At 71.7% G+C, this 25,717-nt stretch carries 26 protein-coding genes; 4 read left to right on the plus strand and 22 right to left on the minus strand.

From position 1 onward, the window contains the following. Window positions 1-1,310 (minus strand): DEAD/DEAH box helicase (locus tag FV226_RS21215; RefSeq protein WP_147764440.1); only part of this gene is annotated, 1,310 nt, incomplete at its 3' end. A 435-nt stretch (window positions 1,311-1,745) separates the two neighbouring features. Here FV226_RS21215 and FV226_RS21220 point away from each other — a divergent pair. From FV226_RS21220 to FV226_RS21235, 4 genes are all read left to right on the plus strand, one after another. Beyond that, window positions 1,746-3,179, plus strand: a complete 1,434-nt coding sequence (locus FV226_RS21220; protein ID WP_147764441.1) for a polysaccharide biosynthesis protein — start codon at window positions 1,746-1,748, stop codon at window positions 3,177-3,179. Further along, window positions 3,176-4,330 carry a GNAT family N-acetyltransferase gene (locus tag FV226_RS21225; protein ID WP_147764442.1) on the plus strand — a complete coding sequence of 385 codons (1,155 nt, stop codon included), beginning with the start codon at window positions 3,176-3,178 and terminating at the stop codon, window positions 4,328-4,330. The genes FV226_RS21220 and FV226_RS21225 overlap by 4 nt, the downstream gene beginning before the upstream one ends. A gap of 164 nt (window positions 4,331-4,494) precedes the next feature. Then, window positions 4,495-5,679 (plus strand): acyl-CoA dehydrogenase family protein, encoded by a 1,185-nt coding sequence (locus FV226_RS21230; protein WP_147764443.1) that lies wholly within the window; start codon window positions 4,495-4,497, stop codon window positions 5,677-5,679. Window positions 5,680-5,725: 46 nt separating this feature from the next. Then, a complete protein-coding gene (locus FV226_RS21235) occupies window positions 5,726-6,802 on the plus strand; it encodes an ROK family protein (RefSeq protein ID WP_147764444.1) in 1,077 nt (358 codons plus the stop codon). A gap of 18 nt (window positions 6,803-6,820) precedes the next feature. Here the strand turns inward: FV226_RS21235 and FV226_RS21240 are convergent, their stop codons facing one another. From FV226_RS21240 to FV226_RS21340, 21 genes are all read right to left on the minus strand, one after another. Then, the gene (locus FV226_RS21240) at window positions 6,821-7,453 is read right to left on the minus strand and encodes a DUF2939 domain-containing protein (RefSeq protein WP_147764445.1); all 633 of its coding nucleotides are present in this window, start codon (window positions 7,451-7,453) and stop codon (window positions 6,821-6,823) included. Between the two features lie 28 nt (window positions 7,454-7,481). Continuing rightward, the gene (locus FV226_RS21245) at window positions 7,482-8,033 is read right to left on the minus strand and encodes an RNA pyrophosphohydrolase (RefSeq protein ID WP_147754232.1); all 552 of its coding nucleotides are present in this window, start codon (window positions 8,031-8,033) and stop codon (window positions 7,482-7,484) included. Between the two features lie 69 nt (window positions 8,034-8,102). Further along, the gene (locus FV226_RS21250; protein ID WP_147764446.1) at window positions 8,103-9,350 is read right to left on the minus strand and encodes a divergent polysaccharide deacetylase family protein; all 1,248 of its coding nucleotides are present in this window, start codon (window positions 9,348-9,350) and stop codon (window positions 8,103-8,105) included. Between the two features lie 196 nt (window positions 9,351-9,546). Continuing rightward, window positions 9,547-10,869, minus strand: a complete 1,323-nt coding sequence (locus FV226_RS21255; RefSeq protein ID WP_147754234.1) for a S41 family peptidase — start codon at window positions 10,867-10,869, stop codon at window positions 9,547-9,549. Beyond that, window positions 10,869-12,155: a peptidoglycan DD-metalloendopeptidase family protein gene (locus FV226_RS21260; protein ID WP_246691672.1), complete on the minus strand. Its 1,287-nt coding sequence runs from the start codon at window positions 12,153-12,155 to the stop codon at window positions 10,869-10,871. Before FV226_RS21260 ends, FV226_RS21255 begins: the two co-directional genes overlap by 1 nt. Before the next feature lie 124 nt (window positions 12,156-12,279). Then, window positions 12,280-12,777 (minus strand): 23S rRNA (pseudouridine(1915)-N(3))-methyltransferase RlmH, encoded by a 498-nt coding sequence (gene rlmH, locus FV226_RS21265; protein ID WP_147764448.1) that lies wholly within the window; start codon window positions 12,775-12,777, stop codon window positions 12,280-12,282. A gap of 8 nt (window positions 12,778-12,785) precedes the next feature. Continuing rightward, entirely contained in the window at window positions 12,786-13,106 is a 321-nt protein-coding gene (rsfS, locus tag FV226_RS21270; RefSeq protein WP_348644124.1) for a ribosome silencing factor, read from the minus strand. Between the two features lie 158 nt (window positions 13,107-13,264). Then, window positions 13,265-13,888: a nicotinate-nucleotide adenylyltransferase gene (locus FV226_RS21275; RefSeq protein ID WP_281406047.1), complete on the minus strand. Its 624-nt coding sequence runs from the start codon at window positions 13,886-13,888 to the stop codon at window positions 13,265-13,267. A 45-nt stretch (window positions 13,889-13,933) separates the two neighbouring features. Next, entirely contained in the window at window positions 13,934-15,232 is a 1,299-nt protein-coding gene (locus tag FV226_RS21280) for a glutamate-5-semialdehyde dehydrogenase (protein WP_147764449.1), read from the minus strand. A gap of 147 nt (window positions 15,233-15,379) precedes the next feature. Continuing rightward, window positions 15,380-16,495, minus strand: coding sequence for a glutamate 5-kinase (proB, locus tag FV226_RS21285; RefSeq protein WP_147764450.1), 1,116 nt, complete (start codon window positions 16,493-16,495; stop codon window positions 15,380-15,382). Beyond that, window positions 16,492-16,896: a type II toxin-antitoxin system VapC family toxin gene (locus tag FV226_RS21290; protein ID WP_147753622.1), complete on the minus strand. Its 405-nt coding sequence runs from the start codon at window positions 16,894-16,896 to the stop codon at window positions 16,492-16,494. Before FV226_RS21290 ends, proB begins: the two co-directional genes overlap by 4 nt. Before the next feature lie 9 nt (window positions 16,897-16,905). Beyond that, on the minus strand, window positions 16,906-17,214 hold the full coding sequence (locus FV226_RS21295) for a type II toxin-antitoxin system VapB family antitoxin (protein ID WP_187277290.1): 309 nt from the start codon (window positions 17,212-17,214) through the stop codon (window positions 16,906-16,908). Window positions 17,215-17,275: 61 nt separating this feature from the next. Beyond that, entirely contained in the window at window positions 17,276-18,304 is a 1,029-nt protein-coding gene (obgE, locus tag FV226_RS21300) for a GTPase ObgE (RefSeq protein WP_147764452.1), read from the minus strand. Window positions 18,305-18,448: 144 nt separating this feature from the next. Further along, window positions 18,449-19,048 (minus strand): GNAT family N-acetyltransferase, encoded by a 600-nt coding sequence (locus tag FV226_RS21305; protein ID WP_147764453.1) that lies wholly within the window; start codon window positions 19,046-19,048, stop codon window positions 18,449-18,451. A gap of 197 nt (window positions 19,049-19,245) precedes the next feature. Next, window positions 19,246-19,512 (minus strand): 50S ribosomal protein L27, encoded by a 267-nt coding sequence (gene rpmA, locus FV226_RS21310; RefSeq protein ID WP_147726605.1) that lies wholly within the window; start codon window positions 19,510-19,512, stop codon window positions 19,246-19,248. A 63-nt stretch (window positions 19,513-19,575) separates the two neighbouring features. Beyond that, a complete protein-coding gene (gene rplU / locus FV226_RS21315; protein ID WP_147764454.1) occupies window positions 19,576-19,902 on the minus strand; it encodes a 50S ribosomal protein L21 in 327 nt (108 codons plus the stop codon). Window positions 19,903-20,107: 205 nt separating this feature from the next. Beyond that, window positions 20,108-21,070 carry a type II secretion system F family protein gene (locus FV226_RS21320; protein WP_147764455.1) on the minus strand — a complete coding sequence of 321 codons (963 nt, stop codon included), beginning with the start codon at window positions 21,068-21,070 and terminating at the stop codon, window positions 20,108-20,110. A 60-nt stretch (window positions 21,071-21,130) separates the two neighbouring features. Beyond that, window positions 21,131-22,030, minus strand: a complete 900-nt coding sequence (locus FV226_RS21325) for a type II secretion system F family protein (protein WP_147753632.1) — start codon at window positions 22,028-22,030, stop codon at window positions 21,131-21,133. A 71-nt stretch (window positions 22,031-22,101) separates the two neighbouring features. Then, window positions 22,102-23,538, minus strand: coding sequence for a CpaF family protein (locus FV226_RS21330; protein WP_147753628.1), 1,437 nt, complete (start codon window positions 23,536-23,538; stop codon window positions 22,102-22,104). Between the two features lie 120 nt (window positions 23,539-23,658). Then, window positions 23,659-24,903 (minus strand): AAA family ATPase, encoded by a 1,245-nt coding sequence (locus FV226_RS21335; RefSeq protein WP_147764456.1) that lies wholly within the window; start codon window positions 24,901-24,903, stop codon window positions 23,659-23,661. A gap of 83 nt (window positions 24,904-24,986) precedes the next feature. Next, a complete protein-coding gene (locus FV226_RS21340) occupies window positions 24,987-25,691 on the minus strand; it encodes a CpaD family pilus assembly protein (protein WP_147764459.1) in 705 nt (234 codons plus the stop codon). Window positions 25,692-25,717: the final 26 nt, after the last annotated feature.

Here is a 25,717-nt window from a genome sequence, read left to right on the forward strand (position 1 = left end):
GGACGGCCCGGACCGCGGCCGGGCTCGGCCCCGCGATTGCCGCCGAACGGGCGACCCTGGCCCGGACGGGCGCCGGGGCGCTGGCCCGGGCGGCCGCCGCCGGGGCGCTGGCCGCGGGTGTCGGGCCGGCGCTCCTCGGCCTGGGCGATCTCGGCCGCCTCCTGGCGCGAGGGCGGGGTGAAGCCCTCGGGGAAGGCGCCGACGGGGATGCGCTGGCGGGTGATGCGCTCGATGTCGCGCAGGTACGCCTTCTCCTCGTCGTTGCAGAACGAGATCGCGAGCCCGTCGGCGCCGGCGCGCGCGGTGCGGCCGATGCGGTGGACGTAGCTCTCGGGCACGTTCGGCAGGTCGAAGTTGACGACGTGGCTCACCGCCTCGACGTCGATGCCGCGGGCGGCGATGTCGGTCGCCACCAGAACCCGGCACTGCCCGTCCTTGAAGGCGGCCAGCGCCCGCTCGCGCTGCGGCTGGGACTTGTTGCCGTGGATGGCGGAGGCCGCGATGCCGACCTTGTCGAGGCCGCGCACGACGCGGTCGGCGCCGTGCTTGGTCCGAGTGAAGACCAGCACGCGCTCGATCTTGGGATCGCGCAGGATGTGGGCGAGCAGCGCCTGCTTGGCGCCGGTATGGGCGAAGATCACCTGCTGCTCGACGCGCTCGGCGGTGGTGGCCACCGGCGTGACGGCGACCTGGACCGGGTCGCGCAGGTACTGGTCGGCGAGGCCGGCGATGTTCTTCGGCATGGTGGCCGAGAAGAACAGGCTCTGGCGCTTGGCCGGCAGCATCTTCACGATGCGCTTGAGCGCGTGGATGAAGCCGAGGTCGAGCATCTGGTCGGCCTCGTCGAGGACGAGGATCTCGACGCCCTCCAGCGTCAGCGAGCGGCGATCGACGAGGTCGATCAGCCGGCCCGGGGTGGCGACGAGGATGTCGACGCCCGGCGCCAGCGCCCGCTCCTGGCGGCCGATGGTGACGCCGCCGAACACGACGGTGTTGGTCAGCGGCAGGTGCTTCCCGTAGTCGGAGAAGCTCTCGGCGATCTGGTTGGCGAGCTCGCGGGTCGGCGAAAGCACCAGCACGCGGCAGCCGCGACGCGGCGCATGGCGCTTCTCGAGGCTGAGGCGGTGCAGGATCGGCAGCGCGAAGGCGGCGGTCTTGCCGGTGCCCGTCTGGGCGATGCCGCAGAGGTCGCGGCCTTCCATCGCCGGGCGGATCGCCTGCGACTGGATCGGGGTGGGGGTGTGGTAGCCGGCCTCTTCGAGCGCCTTCAGCACGGGCTGGGCGAGGCCGAAATCGGTGAACTGGGTCAAGGTATGACTTCTCAGGCAGCCGGATCGCGGATACGGGCCCGGCTCAAGTCGAGCGGCGCCGCGAAGTACCGTTGAGGTGCGATCCGTAGAGCAGGAGGCAGCCCGCGTGATGGGGCGGCCCGGGTGCATGCACGTTATGAAGAGAGGGGCCGGACATTCGGAGAGGCGCGATCCGCGCCGTCCCTCGTATCCGTCACGCAGCCCTCTCAAGCGGACCCATCTGTCGGCCGCTGACGCTGCCCGTTGGCTATGCGCCTTCGCAGTTGCGAAGTCAACGGCCGGTCAACCGTCGCGGCGATGCGGGATGGACGCCACGGCACGACCGGTGCAGCGTCCGCCCATGCGACCCCGCACACCGTCCCGAGTCGTCCCGCGATGGAGCGGATCAGCCCCATCGCGGGATCGCGGCGCAGCGCGCCTGCACGGCACCTGCGGATGATCACGCACCACACGGCGATCTACGTCGGCTCCCGCGGCTTCGCGGCGGCGATCAACCTCGGTTCGGTCGCGGTGTTCACGCGGCTCGCGCCGCCGGAGAGCTACGGCACCTACCTCTACATCCTGTCGTGGTCGCTGGTGCTCTACGGCGCCACCTGCCAGTGGCCGAAATTCGCGTTCTTCGCCCTCTACGACGAGGCGAGCGAGGGGGCGCAGGTCGGCACCGTCCTGCGCATCCTCCTGTGCACGCTGACGCTGGCGGGAGTCGGCAGCGCGCTCGCGGTGGCGCTTCACATCGTTTCCCCACGCATCGCCGCAGCCATCGTCGCGCTCGCCTTCGGCACCACCCTGTTCGAGGGCGCCACCGAGATCGCGCGCACCCGGCTCAAGGCCGTCGCGGTGGCGATGTCGGTGATCCTGCGCGGAATCCTCATGCTCGGCCTCGGCGGCGCGGTGCTGACGGTCTCGGGCGACGCCGTGCACCTTTCGCTGGCTGTGGCCGCCGCCTACGCGCTGTCGTCGATCCCGGCGGCGGCCACCGTCGTGCCGCTGATGCCGGGGCGCGGCAGCCGTGCGGAAGCCTTGCGCCTCATCGCCTACGGCTGGCCGCTGGTTCTGTCCTTCGGCATCGCGGCCTTGGCCCAGGTGGTCGACCGGCTGATCATCGTGAAGACCATCGGGCCGGAGCATCTCGGCGCCTACGGCGCGATCGCCGACTTCCTCAAGCAGAGCTTCGTCGTGTTCGGCGAGGCGCTCGCCCTGTCGCTGATCTCGATCGCCAAGCGCGAGGCGCGCGCCGGGGGGATGGCGGCGGCAACCGCGGTGCTGTGCGACGCCGCCCGCGCCATGGCGGTGGTCGCGGCCTTCGGGGCCGCGTTCTACCTCAACTTCGACGGGATCGTCGTCTCGATCCTGCTCGGGCCGGATTACCGCGACCAGGCGCGCGCGCTGGCGCCGGTGCTGATCCTGGCCAGCGTCCTGATGATGGTCCGCGCCTACTACTTCGGGCAGATCATCTACTTCACCGACTCGAGCCGGCTCGAAGCCGTCGCCTCCATCGCGACGCTGGCGACGGTGACCGTGCTCTCGCTGGCGCTGATCCCGCATCTCGGGGTCGCCGGGGCGGCGATCGCCTTCGCGGCTGGGCAGGCGGCGGCCTGCCTCGTGTTCGTCCTCGGGGCGAACCGGCGCGGGTCCGGCCTGCCGGCGATGCCGCTGCCGCTGGCCGACGTCGCCGGCATCGCTGCGATCGCGCTCGCGACGGGGCTGGTCCCGACGGCGTTGTCCTGGCTCCCGGGCGGGGAGGGCGCGCCGATCCAGATCCTGCGCTTCGTCGTCCTGACCCTCGGCTTCCTTGCGGCCGTGTGGCGCTACGACGTGGTCGGCGTCGCAGGCGTCGTCCGCCACCGCCTCGGCCGCGTCGCCGGATGAGCGCGGGGCCGACGGCGATGGTGCCCGGCGGCCTGTTCGCCGCCCTGCGCCCGCTCGATCCGGCCTCGCCCGCGTCGGCGGCGTGGCGCGCGCTCGGCGCGGGCGCCTGCGTCCCCAACCCGTTCTACGAGGCCGACTACGCGCTGCCGGCGGCGCGGGCCTTCGGCGACGGGATCCGGCTGCTCGTCGTCGCCGACCGGCCGCCGGAGGAGCCCGGCGCGCGCTGGCTCGCCCTATGGCCGTTCCGGAGCTCGCGCACCCGCTGGGGCGTGCCGTTGCCGGTGCTGGTCGGCTGGACCCACGGTTTCTGCCCGCTCGGCGTGCCGCTCCTCGACGGTACCGAGCCCGCGCGTGCGCTCCAAGCGCTGTGCGACGCGCCGCGCGCGCTCGGACTGTCGCCGCGGCTCCTGCTGTTGAACGCCCCCGCGGACGGCCCCTTCGCCGAGTTGCTGGCGGCCCGGACGAACCGGCGCGACGCCGCCTACTGGGCGCATGCCCGCGGCGCCCTCGACCTCGCCGGCCTGGAGCCGGCGAGGCGCGCAGGCTACCTCGACCACGTCAGCGGCAAGGGCCGGCGCAAGCTGCGCCTGGGGCGCGAGCGCCTGGAGGCCGGCGGCGCCGTCGCGTTCGAGACCGTCGCCGATCCGGCCGCCCTCGCCGCCGCGCTGGACGACTACGTTGCCCTCGAGACCGCGGGCTGGAAGGGCCGTGCGGGGACGGCGCTCGGCCAGCGCCCGGCGGAGGCCGCGTTCATGCGCGGGATGGTCGCCGGGTTCGGCGCGCAGGGGCGAATCCGGATCGTGCGCCTGCGGCGGAACGGGCGCACGCTCGCCGCCGCGATCCTGCCGCGCAGCGGCACGGAGGCGTTCGTGCTGAAGGTCTCCTACGACGAGGCGGAGGCCGCGGGCGCCCCGGGCGTCCAGCTCGTCCACCGCCTGACCGAGGCCGCGCTTCGCGACGGCGCGATCGACCGGATCGATTCCTGCGCCGCCCCTGACTACCGCCTGGCCGAGATGTTCTGGACCGGGCGGCGCGCCATCGCGCACCGGCTCGTGGAGGCCTCGCCCGACCGGTTCTTCCCGCTCGCCGCGGCCCTGGAGCACGCTCGCGAGCGTTATGCCGGGTGGCGGATGCGCCGACGGGTCCGATAGGGCGTTGCGGCGGCGGCGCATTGCCTCCAGGGTCCTGCAGGCCAGCCGGCCACGCCCGAAGAACGGCCAGCGGCAGACCGATCGCCCGGGAGGATCACATTTCCAACGCCCCCGCCGTCTCGTCCGGACAGCCGGACCGCCACGCCCCGAAGCCGCCGGAGCTGATGTCGCCCTGGCGCACGGACGCGCGCGTCGCGCTCCAGGCCGAGGCCCGCACCTTCGCCCGCGAGGTGGTGATGCCGCTGGCCGACGAACTCGACCCGCAGAAGGCCGAGATGCCGCGCTCGCTGATCGACGCCATGGCGAAGAAGGGCTGGTTCGGCCTGACGATCCCGGCCGAGCACAGCGGGATGGGGCTCGGCGTGTTCGAGTACTGCCTCGTCTCCGAGGAGCTCGCGCGGGCGTGGCTCTCGGTCGGCAGCATCCTGGCGCGGGGGCAGGGGCTCGGCACGCAGGTGCTCGACGACGGGCGGCGCGCCGACCTCCTGGCGCGGTCGGCGCGGGGGCAATGGATCGGCGGCATCGCGCTGTCCGAGCCGGCCGCCGGCTCGGACCTCGCCGGCGTGCAGACGCGAGCGGTGCGCGAAGGCGACCACTGGGTCCTGACCGGCACCAAGCGCTGGGCGGGCTTCGCGCGCGCGGCCGACTTCATCGAGGTGCTGGCCCGGACCCGCGATCCCGAGCCCGGCGAATCGCGCTCTGCGGGGCTGGAGCCGTTCCTCGTGGTCAAGCCGCCGGGGGAATTCCCCGAGGGCATGACCGGCCAGGTCATCGACAAGATCGGCTATCACGGCTTCCTGACGTTCCAGCTCGAACTCGACGGCGTGCGCGTGCCCGAGAACGACCGGCTCACGGGGCTCTACGGCGACGGCGGGTCGGATGCGGATTCCGGCGGCTTCGCCTCGGTGCAGCGCGGCCTCAACATCGCCCGCGTCCACACCGCGGCCCGCGCCGTCGGCGTCGCGCGCGCGGCGGTCGAGGACACCCAGGCCTACCTGCAGGAGCGCGAGCAGTTCGGCCACCCGATCGGCGACTTCCAGGCGCTGCGCTTCGCGCTTGCCGACATGGCCGCCGAGGTGGCGCAGGCGCGCGCCTTCTGGTGCCAGGTCGCCCACCTCCTCGACCAGGGCGACGCGGCCGAGAGCGAATCCGCGATGGTGAAGCTGCTCGCCACCGAGATGGCGGTGCGCGTCACCAACCAGGCGATGCAGCTCCACGGCGGAAACGGCTACACCACCGAGCGCCGCGTCGAGCGGTATTGGCGCGACGCGCGGCTGACGACGATCTTCGAGGGCACCAGCGAGATCCAGCGCCGCATCATCAGCGACCGGATGCTGCCCAAGGCCTGATTCCCGCCCGGCCGACGCCCGCACGACACAGTCCATTCGAGGCACGATGACCGACGCCAAGGCCGAACACCGGACGCTCGCGCACGCCGCCGGCGAGCTGCCCTCTGTGCACGTGGACGACTACAACATCGAGCTCGCCAACGACGACGGCTTCATTGGCGACCGCGTCTCCAAGGGCGCCTTCCGGGACCTCGTCGAGGACTGGCGCGAGAAGCTGCGGCAGGTCGGCGACGACCCGCTCGGCGACGTGCCGAGCCGCGACGTCGGCAAGAAGCGCCTCGACCGGCTGATGCTGTCGGACGACCCGCTCGCCTCCGGCGTCGTCCTCGGCGCGGTCGAGGATTTCGCGCAGGAGCTGGCCACCGTCGTGCGGCGGTTCCTCCGGCAGAAGGCGTGGCGCGACACCCGCGCGATCGTGGTCGGCGGCGGCTTCAGCGACAGCCAGGCCGGGCGCTTCGCCATCGGCCGCGCCGCGGCGATCCTGCGCGCGGGCGGCGTCGACATCACCTTGCGGCCGATCCGCAACCACCCGGACGAGGCCGGCCTGATCGGCGCGGCGCACCTCGCCCCGTCGTGGATGTTCTCCGGCTACGACAGCCTGCTCGCCGTCGACATCGGCGGCAGCAACATCCGCGCCGGGGTGCTCGTCACCAACAGCCGCAAGGCGCCCGACCTGTCGCGGGCGGCGGTCTGGCGCTCGCAGCTGTGGCGCCACCGGGACGAGGCTCCCCAGCCGAGCCGCGACGAGGCGGTGGGCAAGCTGGTGCGGATGCTGCGCGGCCTGATCGAGCGCGCCGGGCGGGCGCGGCTCAAGCTCGCCCCCTTCGTCGGCGTCGGCTGCCCCGGGCTGATCGAGGCGGACGGCACCATCACCCGCGGCGGCCAGAACCTGCCGGGCAACTGGGAAAGCAGCCGCTTCCACCTGCCGAGCGAGATCGCGGCGGCGATCCCCGAGATCGGCGGCCACGAGACCACGGTGGTGATGCACAACGATGCGGTGGTGCAAGGGCTCAGCGAAGTTCCGAACATGACCGAGCTGGACCACTGGGGGGTGCTCACCGTCGGCACCGGCCTGGGAAACGCCCGCTTCTCCAACCGCTTGCGGGACGACGCTCACGGCTGAGTGCGGCGGCCCGACGCCTCAGTGCTGGGTAGCGGGCGCCCGCTCGCCGGCGCGGGCGCGGGCCAGCGTCCGCCCGAGGCGCTGGGCCATCTGCTCGCGCAGGGCCTCGGCGACCTCGATGTCGACGAGCCGCCAGGTCCAGCCGCGCAGGCGCAGGCGCAGGCGGAGCTGGTCCTCCCGCGGCGCGTCGGGCGGGATCACGATCACCGCCGTGCGGAAGCCGCGCATCTCCGAGGCGATCCAGAACGGGAACACCCGCGCGATACGGTCGAGCCGGAGGCCCGCCGGCTTCACGCCGTCCGGTCGCTGGATGTCGAGGCTCTGCGGCCAGCCGTCGTCGAGCAGGTCGAGCACGGTCTCGGCGGTCACCATCGATTCGGCGAGCGCCATCGCCACGCCGACCGCCGCCTCGTTCAGGCGCTGGCGGTCCTTGGCCTCGAGGCCCGGATCGGTGTCCGAGGCGGCGCGCAACGCCGCGGTGGTCTGGCGGACCAGCGACAGGCGCAGCGTGCGGAAGTTGACGTGGCTCTGGACGTATCCGACGTCGTGCGCCTTCACCGCTTGGGCGAGGTCGTAGAGCGTCCAGAGCGGCGTCAGGGTGAAGGCGAACCAGCCGAGCACCGCGACGAGGGGAATCGCCCACCAGCGCATCGCGCGGCCTATCGCACCGCCGCCGCGCTCACGCGCCGGCCGACCAGGTGCTCAAGGGGGCGAACGCCGCGACCACGCCTTCGTAGACCGGGCGCTTGAACGGCACGATCAGCCCTGGAAGCTCCGGGAAGGGCACCCAGCGCCACGCGTCGAACTCGGCCTTGTGGGCGCCCCCGCCGGGATGCTCGACGTCGATCACGCCGTCGTCGCCGAGGAACGCGAAGGCGAACCAGCGCTGCGTCTGCCCGCGGTAGCGGCCACGCCACGCCTGCTTCCGCACCTCGGGCGGCAGGTCGTAGGACAGCCAGTCCGGCGCCTCGGCGAGCAGGCGGACCGAGGCCGCGTCGACGTTGGTCTCCTCGTGAAGCTCGCGCAGGGCCGCGGCCTGGGGCGCCTCGCCGTCGTCGATCCCGCCCTGGGGCATCTGCCAGGCGAGGTTGCCCGACACGTGCTCGGGGCCGGCCTCCGGCTTGCGGCGGCCGACGAAGACGAGACCGGCCCGGTTGATCAGGGCGACCCCGACGCAGGGGCGATAGGGCAGGTCTTCGGCGGAATCGCGGGTTGGGCTGTCGGTCTTCATCGGCGGCGACCATAGGGAGGGCCAACCGGCGCGGCAACGTCGAGACACATGTTATCGGCGCCGCCGGGATCAGTCCGCCTTCGTCACCCGCATCGCCTTGGCGCCGCGGAGCGCCACGCTCGCCGGCACGAGGCGGATGCCGCGGCCCTCGAGTTCGCGGCTCCAGCGGGCGATCCGCTCGATCGTCATCGGCTGGGCGCTGCCCGAGGCGAGGGCGAAGCCGTTGGTGCGGGCCTGCGCCTCGAGCCGCGCCAGCTCGCGGTCGATCGCCTCCGGCCGCGGCACGGCGTCGAGGACGACCTCGGCGCGGGCCGCCGGCACCTTGGCCTTGTCGAGGAGATCCCGGGCGACGCCGCGGGCGTTGGTGCCGTCGTCGAGGAAGCCGAGGCCGCGGGCGGCGATGTCGCGCAGCACCGGCTCGAACGCGGCCGCATCCGCCATGAACTTGGCGCCCATGAAGTTCGTCACGCCGACATAGCCCGAGAACCGGCTCATCGCCCAGGCCAGGCGGTCGGCGTTCTCGGGGGGCTTGGCGGAGGTGAGCAGCCCCTGCGGGCCGGGGTCGCTGTCGGGGAAGTCGAACGGCTCCATCGGCGCCTGGAGCAGGATCTCGTGGCCGAAGGCGCGGGCGCGCGCGGCGCTGCGCTCGGCGTCGTTGCCGTAGGGCGAGAAGGCGAGGCTGACGGCCGGGGGCAGCTTGACGATCGCGCTCGCGGTGGCCGCCTGGCCGACGCCGAGGCCGGTGAGCACGATCGCGATGCGCGGACCGGTGCCGGGCTCCTCGGGCCGGGCGTAGACGTCGAGGGGGCGGATGCGGCCTTCGCCGAGCTTCGGCAGGGTGCCGTGGCGCCCGCGCTCGGTCAGGCGCGGATCGGGGGCGGGGGCGAGCTTGGGTGCGTCGGCCTGCGGCACGCGGATCACCACCGCCTCGGCGGGTGCGGCCGAGCCGCCGGCCCGCACGACGGTGACGCCGGAGGCCGACTCGACCTCGAGGGCGCTGCTCTGAAGCTTGGGTGCCGGAGCCGGCTCGTTGGCCGCCACCGCGTCCGGCGACGCGGGCCGCCCTGCGACAGGCACGACGTCGCGAACGGTGATGGCGAGCTGGACCCGCGGCTCGCCGGCCTTCGGGTCGCCCAGCAGCAGCACGAGGCCGAGGAGGGTGAGCACGCCGCCGCCGACGCCTGCCGCGACCGCCCGCGGCGACCGGGCGAGGGTCTGCAGCCGGGCGCGCAGGCGCGCCAACCCGGCCCTGGGGCCGGGGGCTGGGACGTCGACCCCGAGGGGGCGCGTCAGGATATCGTCGGACGAGTCGCTCACCGGCCCTCGAGACAAGCGGCGCCGTGGAAGAATCGCCTGACGCGACGATGCGGTGCCCCGGCTCCATTGCCGGCCGCCATGGTTAATTTTTCGTGAGAGCGGATTCCGATCCTCGGCCCGGGGGCATCCGTCCACGAAAAACCCCCGCCCGGCTCGTGCCGGACGGGGGCTTGATGTTCCAACCGATCCAGGAGGATCAGTTCGGCATCGTCGGCTTCTGGGTGTTGGTGGCACCCTTCTGGATGCCGTGGAGGAAGTCGACGGCGGCGGTGATCTGCTTGTCCTTGGCCGGGTCGGACGGCATGTAGGCCGACGAACCGCCGCGCTCCTCGACGTCCTTCTGCTTGAGGTGGCCCTTCAGGCCGGCCTCGCCCTTGGTCTCGTCCTTGCCCTTGAGTTCGTCGGGCACGTCCTGCACCACCTCGACGTCGGGCTCGATGCCCTTGGCCTGGATCGAGCGGCCCGACGGCGTGTAGTAGCGCGCCGTGGTGAGGCGCAGGGCGCCCGAGCCGCCGAGCGGGATGATCGACTGCACCGAGCCCTTGCCGAAGGAGCGCGTGCCCATGATGGTCGCGCGCTTGTGATCCTGCAGGGCGCCGGCGACGATCTCGGAGGCCGAGGCCGCGCCGCCGTTGACGAGCACCACCACCGGCTTACCCTTGGTGATGTCGCCGGCCTTGGCCGAGAAGCGCTGGGTCTCGTCCGGGTTGCGGCCGCGGGTCGAGACGATCTCGCCGCGGTCGAGGAAGGCGTCGGAGACCATCACCGCCTGGTCGAGCAGGCCGCCGGGGTTGTTGCGCAGGTCGATCACGTAGCCCTTGATCTTGTCCTGCCCGATCTCGCCCGAGAGCTTGTCCACCGCGGCCTTGAGGCCGTCGTAGGTCTGCTCGTTGAACTGGGTCAGGCGGATGTAGCCGATATCGGTGCCCTCGACGCGCGAGCGCACCGGCTTGATCTTGATCACGTCGCGATTGAGCGTGACCTCGATCGGGTCCTTCGACTCCTTGCGGGTGATCTTGAGCTTCACCGGCGAGTTCACCGGGCCGCGCATCTTGTCGACCGCCTGGTTGAGGGTCAGGCCCTGCACCTGGTCGTCGTCGATCTGGGTGATGACGTCGTTCGAGAGCAGACCTGCCTTGGAGGCCGGGGTGTCGTCGATCGGGGTCACGACCTTGATCAGGCCGTCCTCCATCGTGACCTCGATGCCGAGGCCGCCGAACTCGCCGCGGGTCGTGGTCTGCATGTCGCGGAACGCCTTGGCGTCCATGTAGCTCGAATGCGGGTCGAGCGAGGTCAGCATGCCGTTGACGGCCGCCTCGATCATCTTCGCCTCGTCCGGCTTCTCGACGTAGTCGGTGCGGACCTTCTCGAACACGTCGCCGAAGAGGCTGAGTTGGCGGTAGGTCTCGGCGGAGGCCGCCACGGCGCGCGGACCCGACAGGAAGTCGGTCTGCGTCGCGACCATCGACGTGCCTGCTCCCAGGAACGCGCCGAGCATGATGAGGGACGTCTTGCGCATTATCCGCGAACCTTCTCGCTGGGGCTTTTGGCCCACCAAGGCTCCGGATCGATGGAGCCGCCGTCCTTCTTGAATTCCACGTACAGGATCGGATCGCTGCCGTCGCCGCTCATCACCGGCTGGACCGCACTTCCCTCGCCCATGTTACCGACCGGCTCGCCCGCGAGGACGAACTGACCGACCTCGACAGAGATCTGATCCATGCCGGCTAGGAGAAGATAGTAGCCATCGCCGGCGTTGATGATCAAGAGTCGTCCATACGACCGGAACGGCCCTGCGAACTGCACCCACCCGTCGGCGGGAGAGGACACCACGGCCTTCGCGCGGGTCGCGAGCGAAATGCCGCGCGTCATCCCGCCGTTGCCGTCGGGCTGGCCGAAGCCGCGCAGCATGCGACCGCTGACCGGGCGCGGGACGTCGCCCCGCGCATCGACGAACTTCACCTTCGGGGCGAGCTTGGCCGGGTCGCGGATGCCGGCGGCGGCGAAACGGTCCTGCGTCGCCTTGGCCTCCCGCTGCTCGGCCGCCTTGGCCTCGTCGGCGGAGCGCTTGGCGGTGGCGACCTCGCCCTCGACGCGGTCGAGGAGGTCCTTCAAGGTCCGGGACTGGCCGGCGAGGTCGGCCGCGCGCGCGCGCTCGGCGGCGAGCCCGGCCTCGGCCTCCGCCTGCCGCGCCTTGCGCGCGGCGACGAGGGCGGCGAGGCGCTGCTGCTCGCGCGCCCAGCCGGCGAGGTCGTTCCGCAGGCCCTGCCGGTCCGCGGCGATCAGCCCGCGCAGGCGCACGAGCTCGGCGAGGTCGGCGGCCAGCGTGTCCACCTCGCCCCGCATCTCGGGCACGATCGCCCCGAGCAGCATCGAGGTGCGGATCACCGCCAGCACATCCTCGGGGTTGACCAGCACCGCCGGCGGCGGGCGACGGCCCATGCGCTGGAGCGCCGCCAGGATCTCGGCGATCACACCACGGCGGGCGTCGAGGGAGCGGCGGATGGCCGTCTCGCTGCCCGAGAGCGTCTTCAGACGCTCCTCCAGGCGGCTCATGCGGTCCTCGGTGGCCTGCGACTGCCGGCCCGCATCGAGCAAGGCCGCGTCGAGCTTGGCCCGGTCGCCGCCGATGCTCGCGATCTCCGCCTCGAACTGCGCCTTGGCGCCCACGCTGGCGGAGAGGGCGTCCTGGACCCGCTTGAGGTTGTCGGCGCGGCGGTCGCGCTCGTCGATGGCGCGCTGGATGCGCTCGGCCTCGGTGACCGGTGCGGCAGCATCCTGCGCCCGAAGGCGGCTCGCGGGCATGGCGGCGAGGCCGGCGGCAAGTGCGGCTGCGAGAGCGCCCGTGGTGACCAGCCTCATGGCGTGCGTTTGCCGGCTCCGTGCATCACCGCCCCTGTCGTCCAGCATTGCGGCACACGCGAGGCGTTCACCCGTCGGGATCACCGCGATGATACGGGTGCCCCGCCAGGATCGTGAGGGCGCGGTAGAGCTGTTCGAGGGCCAGGACGCGCACGATGCCGTGAGGCAGGGTCGCGGCGCCGAAGGAGAGGGTGAGGTCGGCCCGCGCCCGGACCGCGCCGTCGAGTCCGTCCGCGCCGCCGATGGCGACCACGAGGGCGGGCCGCCCGGCATCGCGCCAGTTGCGGATGCGCTCGGCCACGCGCTCGCTCGGCAGGTCGGCGCGCCCGCGCTCGTCGTAGGCCACGAGGACGCCGCCGGCGGGCACCTGAGCCAACAGAGCGGTCGCCTCCTCGGCGCAGCGGTCGGGCGCGCGCCGAGCGCGGCTCTCGACCATCTCGGCGATGTCGCAGGCGGTGAAGCCGAGGCCGCGCCCGAGCTGCGCCGCGCGTTCGCGGTAGCGCGCGGCCAGGTCGCGCTCGGGCCCGGTCTTGACGCGCCCGATCGCGGCGACGAGGAGGCGCAAGGCGTGCTTCAGTCGGTGGAGAGGCCCGAGGGCCGGTCGGCCCCCCACATCTTCTCGAGGTTGTAGAAGCCGCGGACCTCAGGCCGGAAGATGTGGACCAGGATGTCGCCGGCATCGATCAGCACCCAGTCGCAGGCGGGCATGCCCTCGACGCGGGCGGTGCCGAAGGACTTGGCCTTCATCTCCTGCGTGATGTGGTCGGCGATCGAGCCGACATGGCGCTGCGACCGTCCGGACGCGATGATCATCGTGTCGGCGATCGAGGTCTTGCCGGCGAGATCGATGGCGATCGTCTCCTCGGCCTTCATCTCGTCGAGACACCCGAGCACGAGCGTCCTCAGGTCTTCGACCCTGGCCAGGGCAGCGGTCTCGGAACCCTGGGTTCCCGTGTGGAGCGACTCGGACAGCGTCCTGATTCCTCGGATAGCGGCAGCGGCGGCGCGCACGTTCGTAGAACCGCGGACTTTGGCCGGTTCCGGCCGGTAATTCAAGGTTCCCCGCCGCCGCGGCTCGCATCGCGGATCTGCGTCGAGGAGAGATGCGAGCGCGGGCCGTGCAGGAAGACCCAGGCCGGGGGGGGCATATCCGGCAGGGTGGAGGCGTCCGACTCGGGGATCCGGGCGGCGGAGAACCGCCGCGCGGCCCGCGCGCTCGGGGCGCTGAGCGTATGGCCGGGCCGGTCGATCACAGCCACCGGCATCAGCCGCATGATCTCGGCGGAGCCCTTCCAACGGTGGAAGCTCGCCAGCGAGTCGGCCCCCATGATCCAGACGAAGCGGACGCCCGGCCGCCGCCGCGCCAGCCAGCGCAGGGTGTCGCGGGTGAAGCGGGCACCGATCGCCGCCTCGAAGCCGGTCACCGCGATCCGCGGGTCGCCGCGCGCGACGGCGGCAGCCTGCGCGCAGCGCTCGGCCAGCGGCGCGATCGGCCGCCCGCGCTTCAGAGGGTTGCCGGGGGTGACGAGCCACCACAGCCGATCGAGGCGAAGGCGCCGCAGGGCCATGGTGCCGACATGCAGGTGGCCGGCATGGGCCGGGTTGAACGAGCCGCCGTAGAGGCCGATCCGCATCCCCGGCGCGGACGGCGGCAACGCGCCCTCACGCGGGGCCAAGGATCGGGATCGCTATCGCTCCGGAACGCGCGGGCGCGAAACGGCTCACGGGCGCGTCTGGCCGCTGCCGTGGACCCGGTACTTGAAGGTGGTGAGCTGCTCCACGCCGACCGGGCCGCGGGCGTGCATGCGGCCGGTGGCGATGCCGATCTCGGCACCGAACCCGAACTCGCCGCCGTCGGCGAACTGGGTCGAGGCGTTGTGCACGACGATCGCCGAATCGACCTCGGCCAGGAAGCGCACGGCCTCGTCGCCGTCCTCGGTGACGATCGCGTCGGTGTGGTGCGAGCCGTAGGTCTCGATGTGCTCGATCGCCGCCTCGAGCCCGTCGACCACCCGGACCGAGATGATCGCGTCGAGGTATTCGGTGCGCCAGTCGGCTTCGGTCGCCGCGGTGACGCGGCCGTCGACCGCCTGCACGGCGGCGTCGCCGCGCACTGCGCAGCCGGCCTCCAGCAAGGCGGCGACGAGGAGGGCGAGGTGGGTGCCGGCGCAGGCGCGGTCGACCAGCAGGGTCTCGGTGGCGCCGCAGACGCCGGTGCGGCGCATCTTGCTGTTGAGCAGGATGGTCCGCGCCATGTCGAGGTCGGCCGCGGCCGCCACGTAGACGTGGCAGATGCCGTCGAGGTGGGCGAAGACCGGAACCCGCGCCTCGGCGTGGACCCGCTCGACCAGGCCGCGCCCACCACGGGGCACGATCACGTCGATGCAGCCGGCGAGGCCGGCGAGCATGGCGCCGACCGCGGCGCGGTCCTTCGTCGGCACGATCTGGATCGCGTCCGCGGGCAGGCCGGTGGCGTCGAGCCCGGCGCGCATCGACTCGGCGATGGCCATGGCGCTGCGGTGGCTGTCCGAGCCGGCCCGCAGGATCGCGGCGTTGCCGGCCTTGAGGCAGAGCGCCCCTGCGTCGGCGGTGACGTTGGGGCGGCTCTCGAAGATCACGCCGACGACGCCGAGCGGCACGGCGATGCGCTCGATCAGCAGCCCGTTCGGACGCTCGAAGGCGGCGACCTGGCGCCCGACGGGGTCGGCCAGCGCGCCGATCTTCTCGACCGCGTCGGCGATCGCGGCGAGGCGGCCCGCGTCGAGGGTGAGGCGGTCGATCAGTGCCTGGCTCTGCCCGGCCGCCTTCGCGGCGGCGACGTCGCGGGCGTTCTCGCGCAGGATGACGACGCGGTCGGCGCGCAGGCGCTCGGCGATGGCCCGCAGGGCCACGTCCTTGGTCTCGGCCGAGGCCAGCGCGAGCTTGCGGCCGGCGGCGCGGGCGCGCCGGCCGATCCCGTTCATGGTCTCGGCGAGGTCGTCGGCCGACGCGAAGTCGGATCGCATGTTCAGGACTGGCACCGGTACAACCCCAGTTCGGCAGCCCGAAGCGAGCCGCCTACGAAGCTGCGGATTATCTGCATCCTCGGGGACGACGAAACAAGCGCTGGCGCGAAGATCGGAACGTTTCGAAACGGTCACCCGATCTCGGACGACGCAGGAGCGAGCCTAGAACATCGCCAGGTCGTCGCGATGCACCATCCACGCGCGTCCCGGATAGGTGAGGAGGTCGGCGATCTGCGCGCTCGGGCGGCCGAGGATCAGCGCCGCCTCCGTGCTGTCGTAGCCGACGAGGCCGCGGCCCAGCACCCGGCCGGCACGGTCGCGGATCAGCACCGCGTCGCCCCGGCCGAAGCTTCCCTCGACGCCGCAGACGCCCACCGGCAGCAGGCTCGCCCCGCCTTCGAGCGCCCGCGCCGCGCCGTCGTCGATCACCAGGGTGCCGCGCGGCTCGAGCGACCCGGCGATCCAGGTCTTCCGCGCCGCGGTGGGGGTGGAGCCGGACAAGAACCAGGTGCAGCGGCCGCCCGCGACCACGCTGCGCAGCGGGTTCTTCTCGCGGCCGTCGGCGATGATCATGTGGGTCCCGCCCGACACCGCGATCTTGGCGGCCTCGACCTTGGTCCGCATGCCGCCGCGCGACAGCTCCGAGGCGGGCCCGCCGGCCATCGCCTCGATCTCGGGGGTGATCCGCTCGACCACGGCCAGGTGGCGCGCGTCCGGGTCGGCGCTCGGAGGCGCGGTGTAGAGCCCGTCGATGTCGGAGAACAGCACCAGCACGTCGGCGCCGATCATCGTGGCGACGCGGGCCGCGAGCCGGTCGTTGTCGCCGTAGCGGATCTCGGAGGTCGCCACGGTGTCGTTCTCGTTGACGACAGGAACCGCCCGCATCTCCAAGAGCTTGAGCACGGTCGCCCGGGCGTTGAGATAGCGGCGGCGCTCCTCGGTGTCCTGCGGCGTCACCAGGATCTGCCCGGCGACGATGCCGTGGTGCCCGAGCGCCTCGGCCCAGTGCCGCGCCAGGGCGATCTGCCCGACCGAGGCCGCGCCCTGGCTCTCCTCCAGGCGCAGGGCGCCGGGAGCGAAGCCGAGCACGGTGCGCCCGAGCGCGATGCTGCCCGAGGACACCACCAACACGTCGACGCCGCGGGCATGCAGGTCGGCGATGTCCTCGGCAAGCGCCGCGAGCCACGCATGCCGCAGCCGCCCGCGGGCGCGGTCCACCAGCAGGGCCGAGCCGACCTTGATGACGACGCGGCGGAATTGATCGAGGGAGGGGGTCATGACGCCGGGACGAATGCGGGGATGAGGTCGGTGTGGACGAAGTCGTCGCCGTTGAACAGGAGCGGCACCGCATACGTCCTGGCGACGGCGTAGGTGAAGCAGTCGCGGAAATTCAGCTGGGCCGGATGGCCGCGGCCCTTCCCGGAACGCAGGAAAGCGTCGGCGCCGGCCTCGAACATCGCCGCATCGAAGGCCACGATGTTGATCAAGCTGTCGTCGAGAAACCGATCGACCGCTCTGCGCGCCTGGCCGGGCAGTTTCTGCTCCAGAACCATGCACGTCTCGATGAGCGTCGGCGTTCCGACGATGACATGCTCGCCGAGGATCAAGCGGAGGAAAGCATCCGCTTCCGGTTCCCGTATCAGGATGGCCACGATCGCCGACGTATCAATCGCGATCAACGGGGCGCCTCAGATCGGAAGGCCGTGATCATCGTACAGATCGCTATGGTCCGAGGTCGCCCCCGGCACCTTGTGATCTGCGATCTCACGGACGAAGCCCCGTAACGACTCGTACCGGCGGCGGCGCTCCGGCGTCAAATCTTTCAAGGTTGGAACGCGCGGAGGCTGAGGCGACAGGCCTTCGGCCGGCAGGGTTTCGCGAAGCGACGCGCGAAGCGCGGAGACCACCGCGTCTTCGACCGACGTGCCTGTGCGCTCGCCCAACACCTTGGCAAGTCCGAGCGCCTCGTCTCGCTCCACGATCAGAGCTTCGATCACCGTCCGCTCCACGAGGACACCGTCCAGCGCGAGACCATAGTCGAGGTCGGGCCGACCGTCATCACGGCTGCCAGGCCGGCTCGGGGACGCGCTCCGCCTCGGCGGCCGCGTCCATCTCGCCCTGGAGCGCGCGCAGGGCCTCCGGCACGCCCTGGCCCGAGGCCGAGGACAGGACCAGCGGCTTGCGCTTGGCGGCGCGCTTCAGGCGGGCGACCTGCTCCTTGAGGGTGTCCGCGTCGATCGCGTCGGCTTTGGAAAGCGCCACGATCTCCGGCTTGCCGGCGAGGTCCTCGCCGTAGGCCTCGAGCTCGCGCCGGATCGTCTTGTAGGCCTTGCCGGCATGCTCGCAGGTGGCGTCGACGAGGTGCAGCAGCACGCGGCAGCGCTCGACGTGGGCCAGGAACTTGTCGCCGAGCCCGACGCCCTCGTGGGCGCCCTCGATCAGGCCGGGGATGTCGGCGAGCACGAACTCGCGGGCGTCCGAGCGCACCACGCCGAGGCCCGGATGCAGGGTGGTGAAGGGGTAGTCCGCGATCTTCGGCTTGGCCGAGGTCACGGTGGCGAGGAAGGTGGACTTGCCGGCGTTCGGCAGCCCGACGAGCCCGGCGTCGGCAATGAGCTTGAGGCGCAGCCAGATCCACTGCTCGGTGCCCTCCAGCCCCGGGTTGGCATGCTTCGGGGCGCGGTTGGTCGAGGTGGTGAAGTAGGCGTTGCCGAAGCCGCCGTTGCCGCCCTTGGCGAGCCGGACCCGCTGGCCGACCTCGGTCATGTCGGCGATCAGGTGCTCGCCGTCGACCGCCAGGATCTGGGTGCCGGCCGGCACCTTCAGCACCACGTCGGCGCCGTTGGCGCCGTGGCGGTTCGAGCCCATGCCGTGCTCGCCCTTCCGCGCCTTGAAGTGCTGCTGGTAGCGGTAGTCGATCAAGGTGTTCAGGCCCTCGACGCACTCGACCCAGACGTCGCCGCCGCGCCCGCCGTCGCCGCCGTTGGGGCCGCCGAACTCGATGAACTTCTCGCGCCGGAACGCGACGCACCCCGCGCCTCCGTCGCCGGAACGGACATAGACCTTGGCTTCGTCGAGGAATTTCACGGTGTCGCTCGTCTCTTGATCGAGGCGGGTGGCGGCCCGCTTCGTCCGTTCACGCCGCTCCGGTGCGGCCCTGTCCGTCCGCGGCCGGGGTCGCACGCCGTGCGAACCCCGCCTCGAACCCTATCGTGTCGCACCGAGATGCCGTCAGGCGGCCCGGTCGCAGGCGACCCGGTCGGCCCGGGCCGACCACGCGGCGCGGTCGAGCCGGAAGCGGTCGGAGGTCATCTCGCAGCCGCGGACCGGGAAATACTCCGTCGCCGTGCCCGTGCGGACGAACCCGACCTTCTCCAGCACCCGGCGCGAAGCCGGGTTCTCGACGCGCGCCTCGGCGGTCAGCGCCGTGCCGCCGGCATAGGCGAAGTAGGCGTGCGCCATGGCCACCGAGGCCTCGGTGGCGAGCCCGCGGCCCCAATGGGGCCGGCCGAGCCAGTAGCCGAGGCGCGCGCCGTCCACCGCGGCATCGGACCGGATTCCGACGAAGCCGACGAGGCCGGCCGGAGCGGAGCGGAGCGAGACCGCCATCGCGAGCCCGTCGCCGAGGGCGTTGTAGCGCCGCGCCTCGATCACGAAGGCCTCGGTCTCCGCCCGGTCGATCGGGTGGCGGATCCGCGCCGTCATCTCGGCCACCGCCCGCTCGCCGGCGAGCCGCACGATCGCATCCACGTCCTTGGCGCGCGGCCAGCGCAGCCACAGGCTGCGGGTCTCGATGCGGAAGACGTCGTCGCGGGTCAGATCGGGGAACATCGTTCGGGCTCCTCCGCCGCGATCCTCCGTAGCGGAGAACCGTTGCGCTGAGACGACGAAAGGGAGGATGGCGCCCCATCCTCCCCCGCGTGTTCCGTTCGACTCCGGGCCTCGTGGCCAGGATGCGAGAAACAGGTCCGCCGGTTCGGTGTGGGACACCGGCGGGGCCTGCTTCGCCTGTACGAGGCGCCCGCTGTCTACTCTGCCGCCTGCGCCAGCGGTACCACCGCCACGAAGGCGCGGCCGCGCTTGGTCTGGAACTCCACGCGGCCCTCGGTCAGGGCGAACAGGGTGTGATCCTTGCCCATGCCGACGTTGGTGCCGGGGTGCCACTTGGTGCCGCGCTGGCGCACGATGATGTTGCCCGGGATGACGGCCTCCGAGCCGAACTTCTTCACGCCGAGGCGCTGGCCGGCCGAATCGCGGCCGTTGCGGGAAGAGCCGCCTGCTTTCTTGTGTGCCATGGTTCAGTCTTTCGAATGACGTGGGATCGGGACGTGCGGATCGCGTGGGGGCCTCGGCGGCCCTTACGCGCTCTTCGAACCGGCAGTGAGGCCGGTGATGCGCACGACCGTGTGGTGCTGGCGGTGGCCGCGCTTGCGCCGCGAGTTCTGACGGCGGCGCTTCTTGAAGGCGATGACCTTCTTGTCGCGGCCGTGGGAGACGATCTCGCCGGTGACGCTGAAGCCCGACAGGAGCGGCGCGCCGACCTGGGTCGCGTCGCCGTCGGCGAACAGGAGGACCTCGCCGAAGGTCACGGCGGAGCCTTCCTCGCCTTCGAGGCTGGCGATGGTGATGGTGTCGTTCTCGGCAACGCGATACTGCTTGCCGCCCGTCTTGATGACTGCGAACATCGTCTCTCTCGTGGTTCGAACGGCCTCCGGGACGCGCCCTGGACCGACTTCTTATGCGTTCGTCGCGATCTGCCCGGGGGCTGCCGCAACGCGAAACGCACGGTCTTCTGCGAGGAAGCCGCGCGTTGTGCCCGATGGATAGGGGATCGGCACCTGCCGTGTCAAGGATTCGCCGGCGTTTCCCGCGTCGGGCGGACGCTCCGCCTCAGCGGATCGCCTGGATGATCGCCGGGGTGATGATCACCACGAACAGCACCGGCAGGAAGAACAGGATCATCGGCACGGTGAGCTTCGGCGGCAGCGAGGCGGCCTTCTTCTCGGCGTCGGTCATGCGCTGGTCGCGGCTCTCCTGCGCCAGGATGCGGAGCGCCTGGCCGACCGGGGTGCCGTAGCGCTCCGCCTGGATCAGGGCCGTGACGACCGCCTTCACCGGCTCAAGGCCGACGCGCATCGCGAGGTTCTCGTAGGCCTGCCGGCGGTCCGGCAGGAAGGACATCTCGGCCGTCATCAGGGCCAGTTCCTCGGCCAGCACCACCGATGTGGCGGCGATCTCGGTGCTGACCTTCCGGAAGGCGTGCTCGATCGCCATGCCCGATTCGACGCAGATCAGCGTCAGGTCGAGGGCGTCGGGCCAGGCCCGCTTGATCTCGGCCTTGCGCTTGTTCGACGTGTTGACGAGGTACAATTCCGGAGCCTTGATGCCCCCGTAGGCGCAGGCGATGACGATGCCGATCCGCATCAGGTAGGGCTGGTCGAGGGCTTCCAGCACGAACAGGTAGAAGATCGATCCCAGGGTCGCCGCGACCGGCATGACGAGGCGGAAGAACAGGAACGTCGTCTCGGATTGCTGGCCGCGATAGCCGGCCATCAAAAGCTTGCGCTTGGCCGTGTCGGTGCCGAGCCAACGGCGCAGGTCGAACCGCTCGACGATCTGCTTCATGTAGGCCTTGGGCTCGATCCGCAGCGTCGCCTTGGTGTTGAGCCGCTCGCGCTCCCGCCGGCGGATGACCTCGCGCTCGTCGCTGACGAGCTTCATCCGCTTGCCGAGGTTGTCGCTCTCGAGGAAGGGCTGCGCCACGGCGAAGGCGGTGGCCGCCGCCGCGATCGCGGTCAGCGCGATGGCCACGTTGCGTGGGTCGAAGACCTTCTGGGCGATGAGGTCGATCATGGCGACGGGGCTTCCCGAAAGGGCGTCCGGAGGGGGGCGGCGAGCGGAGCCCGCGGGCGTTCAGAAGTCGAACGCGATCATCTTCTTGATGGTCAGGATGCCGAGGCCCATCCAGATCGCCGAGCCCAGCAGGGCGAGCTTGCCGATGTCGGTGGTCCAGAGAAGCGAGATGTAGTCGGGGCTTGTCAGCGAGGTGATGCCGGCGACGACAAAGGGCAGCGCGGCGATGATGCCGGCCGAGGACTTGGCCTCCATGCTCATCGCCTGGATCTTGCCGGCCATCTTCCGGCGCTCGCGCAGCACCCGCGACAGGTTGGAAAGCGCCTCGGAGAGGTTGCCGCCCGACTGCTGCTGGATGTTGATCACGACCGAGAAGAAGTTCACCTCCTGCACCGGCACCCGCTCGTAGAGCCGCGAGACCGCCTCGCCGAGGGACAGGCCCAGCGTCTGGGTCTCGATGATCACCCGGAACTCCGAGCGCACCGGCTCCTCGGCCTCGCGGGAGACCATGCGGAAGCAATCGCCCACCGGGATGCCGGTGCGGATGCCGCGCACCACCACGTCGACGGCGTTGGGCAGCTCCCTCAGGAACTTCGCGATGCGGCGCTTGCGCAGGTGGCGCAGCAGGAACGCCGGCACGCCGAGGCCGCCGACGAAGGCCCCGCCCAGGCCGGCGACCGGGTTCGCGCTCACCACGAGCACCAGCAGCCCGACCAACACCGCGAGCCCGGCGGACATCATCCAGTAGGTCCGCTGCGACCACGCCAGGCCGGCCCGCGCGATCTTCAGCTCGAGGGTCACCTTCGCGGCGCCCTTGGCCTTGGCCTCGATCTCGCCCAGCGTCTTGGCGACCTGCTCGCGCCGGTTCACGCTCACGCCGCGGATCGCGCTGCCGGTCGCCGACGCGCTGATGGTCCGGAGCCGCTGGGCCGCGCGCCGCTCGCCCATCATCAGCGGCATCAGGAAGACGTAGCCGAGCGCCAGCGCGGTCACGAAGACGAGCCCGACGGCGAGTTGCAGGTTCCCGCCGTTCACGGGGCGCCCCCCGCCGCCGCGGCGGCATCGAGCGCCTCGCCGAGCTGGCGCTCCAGGCCGTAGTAGCGGGCGCGCTCCCAGAACTTCGGCCGGCCGACGCCGGTGGAGCGATGGCGCCCGATCAGCTTGCCGTTGGCGTCCTCGCCGAGGATGTCGAACAGGAAGATGTCCTGCGTGGTGATGACGTCGCCCTCCATCCCGAGCACTTCGGTGATGTGGGTGATGCGGCGCGAGCCGTCGCGCAGGCGGGTGGCCTGCACCACGACGTCGATCGATCCGCAGATCATCTCGCGCAGCGTCTTCGAGGGCAGGGTGAAGCCGCCCATCGAGATCATCGACTCGATGCGCGACAGGCACTCGCGCGGCGAGTTGGCGTGGAGCGTTCCCATCGAGCCGTCGTGGCCGGTGTTCATCGCCTGGAGAAGGTCAAAGGCCTCGGGTCCGCGCACCTCGCCGACGATGATCCGTTCGGGCCGCATGCGCAGGCAGTTCTTGACGAGGTCGCGCATGGTGACCTGGCCCTGGCCCTCCATGTTGGGCGGGCGCGTCTCCAGGCGCACCACGTGCGGTTGCTGCAGCTGCAATTCGGCCGCGTCCTCGCAGGTGATGATCCGCTCGTCGTTCTCGATGAAGGCGGTGATGCAGTTGAGCAGGGTCGTCTTGCCCGAGCCGGTGCCGCCGGAGATGACGATGTTGCAGCGCGAGCGGCCGATGATCTTCAGGATCTCGGCCCCCTCCGGCGAGATCGCGCCGAAGCGCACGAGCTGGTCGAGGGTGAGCTTGTCCTTCTTGAACTTTCGGATCGTGAGGGCCGGGCCGTCGATGGCCAGCGGCGGCGCGATGACGTTGACGCGCGAGCCGTCCGGCAGGCGCGCGTCGCAGATCGGCGAGGCGTCGTCGACCCGGCGCCCGACCTGGCTGACGATGCGCTGGCAGATGTTCATCAGCTGCTGGTTATCGCGGAAGCGCACGTTGGTGAGCTGGATCTTGCCGCTCACTTCGATGAAGGCGCGGTTGGCGCCGTTGATCATGATGTCGGCGATGTCGTCGCGGGCGAGCAGCGGCTCGAGCGGGCCGTAGCCGAGCACGTCGTTGCAGATGTCGTCGAGCAGTTCTTCCTGCTCGGCGATCGACAGCACGATGTTCTTGAGGCCGATGATCTCCGAGACGATGTCGCGGATCTCCTCGCGCGCCGACTCGGGCTCCAGGCGCGAGAGCTGGGCGAGGTCGATCGCCTCGATCAGCGCGCCGAAGATCATGCTCTTGGTGCGGTAGTAGTCTTCAGAGCGCGGGTTGTCCTGCGCGGCGACCGGCGCCGACGCATCCATGCGCTTGGCGGCCACGTTCTCCTGCACCAGCACGGGTGCGGTCGCGCGCGCGACGACCGGCGGCGCGGTCGGCGCCGCCGTGGCGCCCTGCCTCCTACCGAACATGGAACGGATCCTCGGATGGCATGGCGGCGCGCGGGCGCGCGGGTGCGCGACCGCGCAGTAGTGCGGGCGGTGCGAAGGTTGGATCGTCCGCCGGGACGGCAGGCCGCGTAAGCGCCGGCATCAGGACGCCTTCCGCCGCGCGAGCTTCGCCAGGAGCGGTTCGAGCAGGTTCGGCCGGGCGCGCTTGGCTTCGGGCCGGCCGAGCAGCGCCGCCGCGAGGTCGGCGAAGATCTCGGCGGGCTTCGAGCCGGCCTGCACCTCGGCGATCATCTGGCCGTTGTTGGCGGCCGTCCCGAACAGGGCCGGCTCGAACGGGATGCTGGCGGCCAGCGGCGCCTCCAGCGCCTTGGCGAACTCGGCGGCCCCGATCTCGGGGCGCTTGGGCACCCCGACGCCGTTCAGGATGACACGGGGCCGGGCGTCGTTGGGCCGGCCCTGCTGCAGCGCGCCGAGCAGGTTCTTGGCGTTGCGTAGGGAGGCGAGGTCGGGGCCGGCGACGATCAGGATCTCGTCGGCCGCAGTCAGCACCCGCTTCGACCAGGCGCACCACTGGTGCGGCACGTCGAGGACGATGCAGGGCACGGCCGCGCGCAGGTGGTCGATCAGCGCATCGAAGGCCGGCTCGGACAGGTCGATCGTCCGGTCGAGGCTCGCCGGCGCCGAGAGCAGGCTGAGCTGGTCGCTGCACTTCGAGAGCAGGCGCTCGACCAGGTTCGAATCGAGGCGCTCGGGGGCGAACACCGCCTCGGCGATGCCCTGGGGCGGATCCTGGTTGAAGTTGAGCGAGGCGGTGCCGAAGGCGATGTCGAGGTCGGCGATCACCGTCTGCGCGCCCTGGCCGCGGGCGATCGACCAGGCGAGGTTGTGGGCGACCGTCGAGGCGCCGATGCCGCCCTTGACGCCGTAGACCGCGATGGTCCGCCCGACCGGCTTCACCCCGGGGGCTGCGAACAGGTCCGAGAGCGAGGCGATCAGCGCCAGCGGCTCGACCGGCGCCATCAGGTAGTCGCTGACGCCGCGCTGAATGAACTGGCGGTACAGCGCCACGTCGTTGACGTGGCCGACGACGATCACCCGGGTGCCGGCGTCGCAGACCTCGGCGAGGGCGTCGAGGCATTCCATCGGCCGGGATTTCGGCCCTTGCGTCTCGATGATGATGACGTTGGGCGTCGGCGCGTGGCGGTAGGCTTCCACCGCCGCCGCACCGCCGCCCATCTGGACCTTCAGGAGGGCCTTCTGCATGCGTCGGTCGGTCCCGGCGCCCTCGATCATCGCGGCGGTCTCCGCGGTCTCGCAGAACGCCTGGATCGTGATCCGGGGCACCGGGGCGATCATCCGCTCAGATGTCTCGGGGTGGTCCGCCATGACGAGGCCTTCGGGTTCGTGGGAGCGCGGGAACGGTGTGTCGGGGTAGGGGGCGGCGCCGGGTGGCGGCGTCGCCCGCCGGGTCACTCGGCCACGGAGGACTTGACGCTGGTCTTGCCATCCTGCCGCCAGGCGGTTGACGGATCCTTGCCTTCGCGGAGCTGGCCGATGTCCTTGACCCGGCGGATCGTGTCGATGCGGCCCTCGGGGCGCCCGCGCACCAGGTCGACCGGGTCGGCGACCTGCGCGGCGATCGTCGCCTGGGTCGAGCACCCGAGGTTCCACGACGGCTGGTTGCGGAAGTTCGCGACCGGGCTGCTCTCGCCGAGATCCTGGGGCCAGAGCCCGCACTTGTCGGCGACGTGCGCCTCCATGCGGTGGAAGCTGAGGCGGATCGGGCTGGCGAGGCCGGGATCGGCCACCGGGTAGCCGGAGAGCACGATCTCGCGGGGGGGGACGCCGCCCTCGGCGCCGAGCCGGCGGATGGCGGCGGCCGTGCGCTCGACCCCGGCGCCGACGTCCGGCGCCACGCCGCGCGGCAGGTCCATCACCAGGCTGCCGCGGCCGTAGCGGCGGTATTCCAGCAGGAACGCGTCGATGTCGGCAGCCTGGCGCGGGTCGATGTGGCCGATCCCGGTGACGAACACGTCGAGGACGCGGCTGCCGTCGGCAAGCACGATCGGGTGGCGGGCGCGATAGTCGGCGGGCACGATCGAGCCGGTGACGGCGCGGTCGGCGTGGCAGGCGCCGAGCGATGCGCCCAGCGCGGCGAGCAGGGCAACGGCCAGGTTCCGCCGGGCGGGCGTCCGTCGGG

The sequence above is a fragment of the Methylobacterium sp. WL12 genome (assembly GCF_008039475.1).
Lineage (GTDB): Bacteria > Pseudomonadota > Alphaproteobacteria > Rhizobiales > Beijerinckiaceae > Methylobacterium > Methylobacterium cerastii.

Coding starts and splice junctions, on each gene's coding strand:
- FV226_RS21220 (WP_147764441.1), top strand. CDS start 1,746: ATGATCACGCACCACACGGCGATCTACGTCGGCTCCCGCGGCTTCGCG.
- FV226_RS21225 (WP_147764442.1), top strand. CDS start 3,176: ATGAGCGCGGGGCCGACGGCGATGGTGCCCGGCGGCCTGTTCGCCGCC.
- FV226_RS21230 (WP_147764443.1), top strand. CDS start 4,495: ATGTCGCCCTGGCGCACGGACGCGCGCGTCGCGCTCCAGGCCGAGGCC.
- FV226_RS21235 (WP_147764444.1), top strand. CDS start 5,726: ATGACCGACGCCAAGGCCGAACACCGGACGCTCGCGCACGCCGCCGGC.
- FV226_RS21240 (WP_147764445.1), bottom strand. CDS start 7,453: ATGCGCTGGTGGGCGATTCCCCTCGTCGCGGTGCTCGGCTGGTTCGCC.
- FV226_RS21245 (WP_147754232.1), bottom strand. CDS start 8,033: ATGAAGACCGACAGCCCAACCCGCGATTCCGCCGAAGACCTGCCCTAT.
- FV226_RS21255 (WP_147754234.1), bottom strand. CDS start 10,869: ATGCGCAAGACGTCCCTCATCATGCTCGGCGCGTTCCTGGGAGCAGGC.
- FV226_RS21260 (WP_246691672.1), bottom strand. CDS start 12,155: ATGCCCGCGAGCCGCCTTCGGGCGCAGGATGCTGCCGCACCGGTCACC.
- proB (WP_147764450.1), bottom strand. CDS start 16,495: ATGACCCCCTCCCTCGATCAATTCCGCCGCGTCGTCATCAAGGTCGGC.
- FV226_RS21305 (WP_147764453.1), bottom strand. CDS start 19,048: ATGTTCCCCGATCTGACCCGCGACGACGTCTTCCGCATCGAGACCCGC.
- rpmA (WP_147726605.1), bottom strand. CDS start 19,512: ATGGCACACAAGAAAGCAGGCGGCTCTTCCCGCAACGGCCGCGATTCG.
- rplU (WP_147764454.1), bottom strand. CDS start 19,902: ATGTTCGCAGTCATCAAGACGGGCGGCAAGCAGTATCGCGTTGCCGAG.
- FV226_RS21320 (WP_147764455.1), bottom strand. CDS start 21,070: ATGATCGACCTCATCGCCCAGAAGGTCTTCGACCCACGCAACGTGGCC.
- FV226_RS21325 (WP_147753632.1), bottom strand. CDS start 22,030: ATGCCGCTGATGATGGGCGAGCGGCGCGCGGCCCAGCGGCTCCGGACC.
- FV226_RS21330 (WP_147753628.1), bottom strand. CDS start 23,538: ATGTTCGGTAGGAGGCAGGGCGCCACGGCGGCGCCGACCGCGCCGCCG.
- FV226_RS21335 (WP_147764456.1), bottom strand. CDS start 24,903: ATGGCGGACCACCCCGAGACATCTGAGCGGATGATCGCCCCGGTGCCC.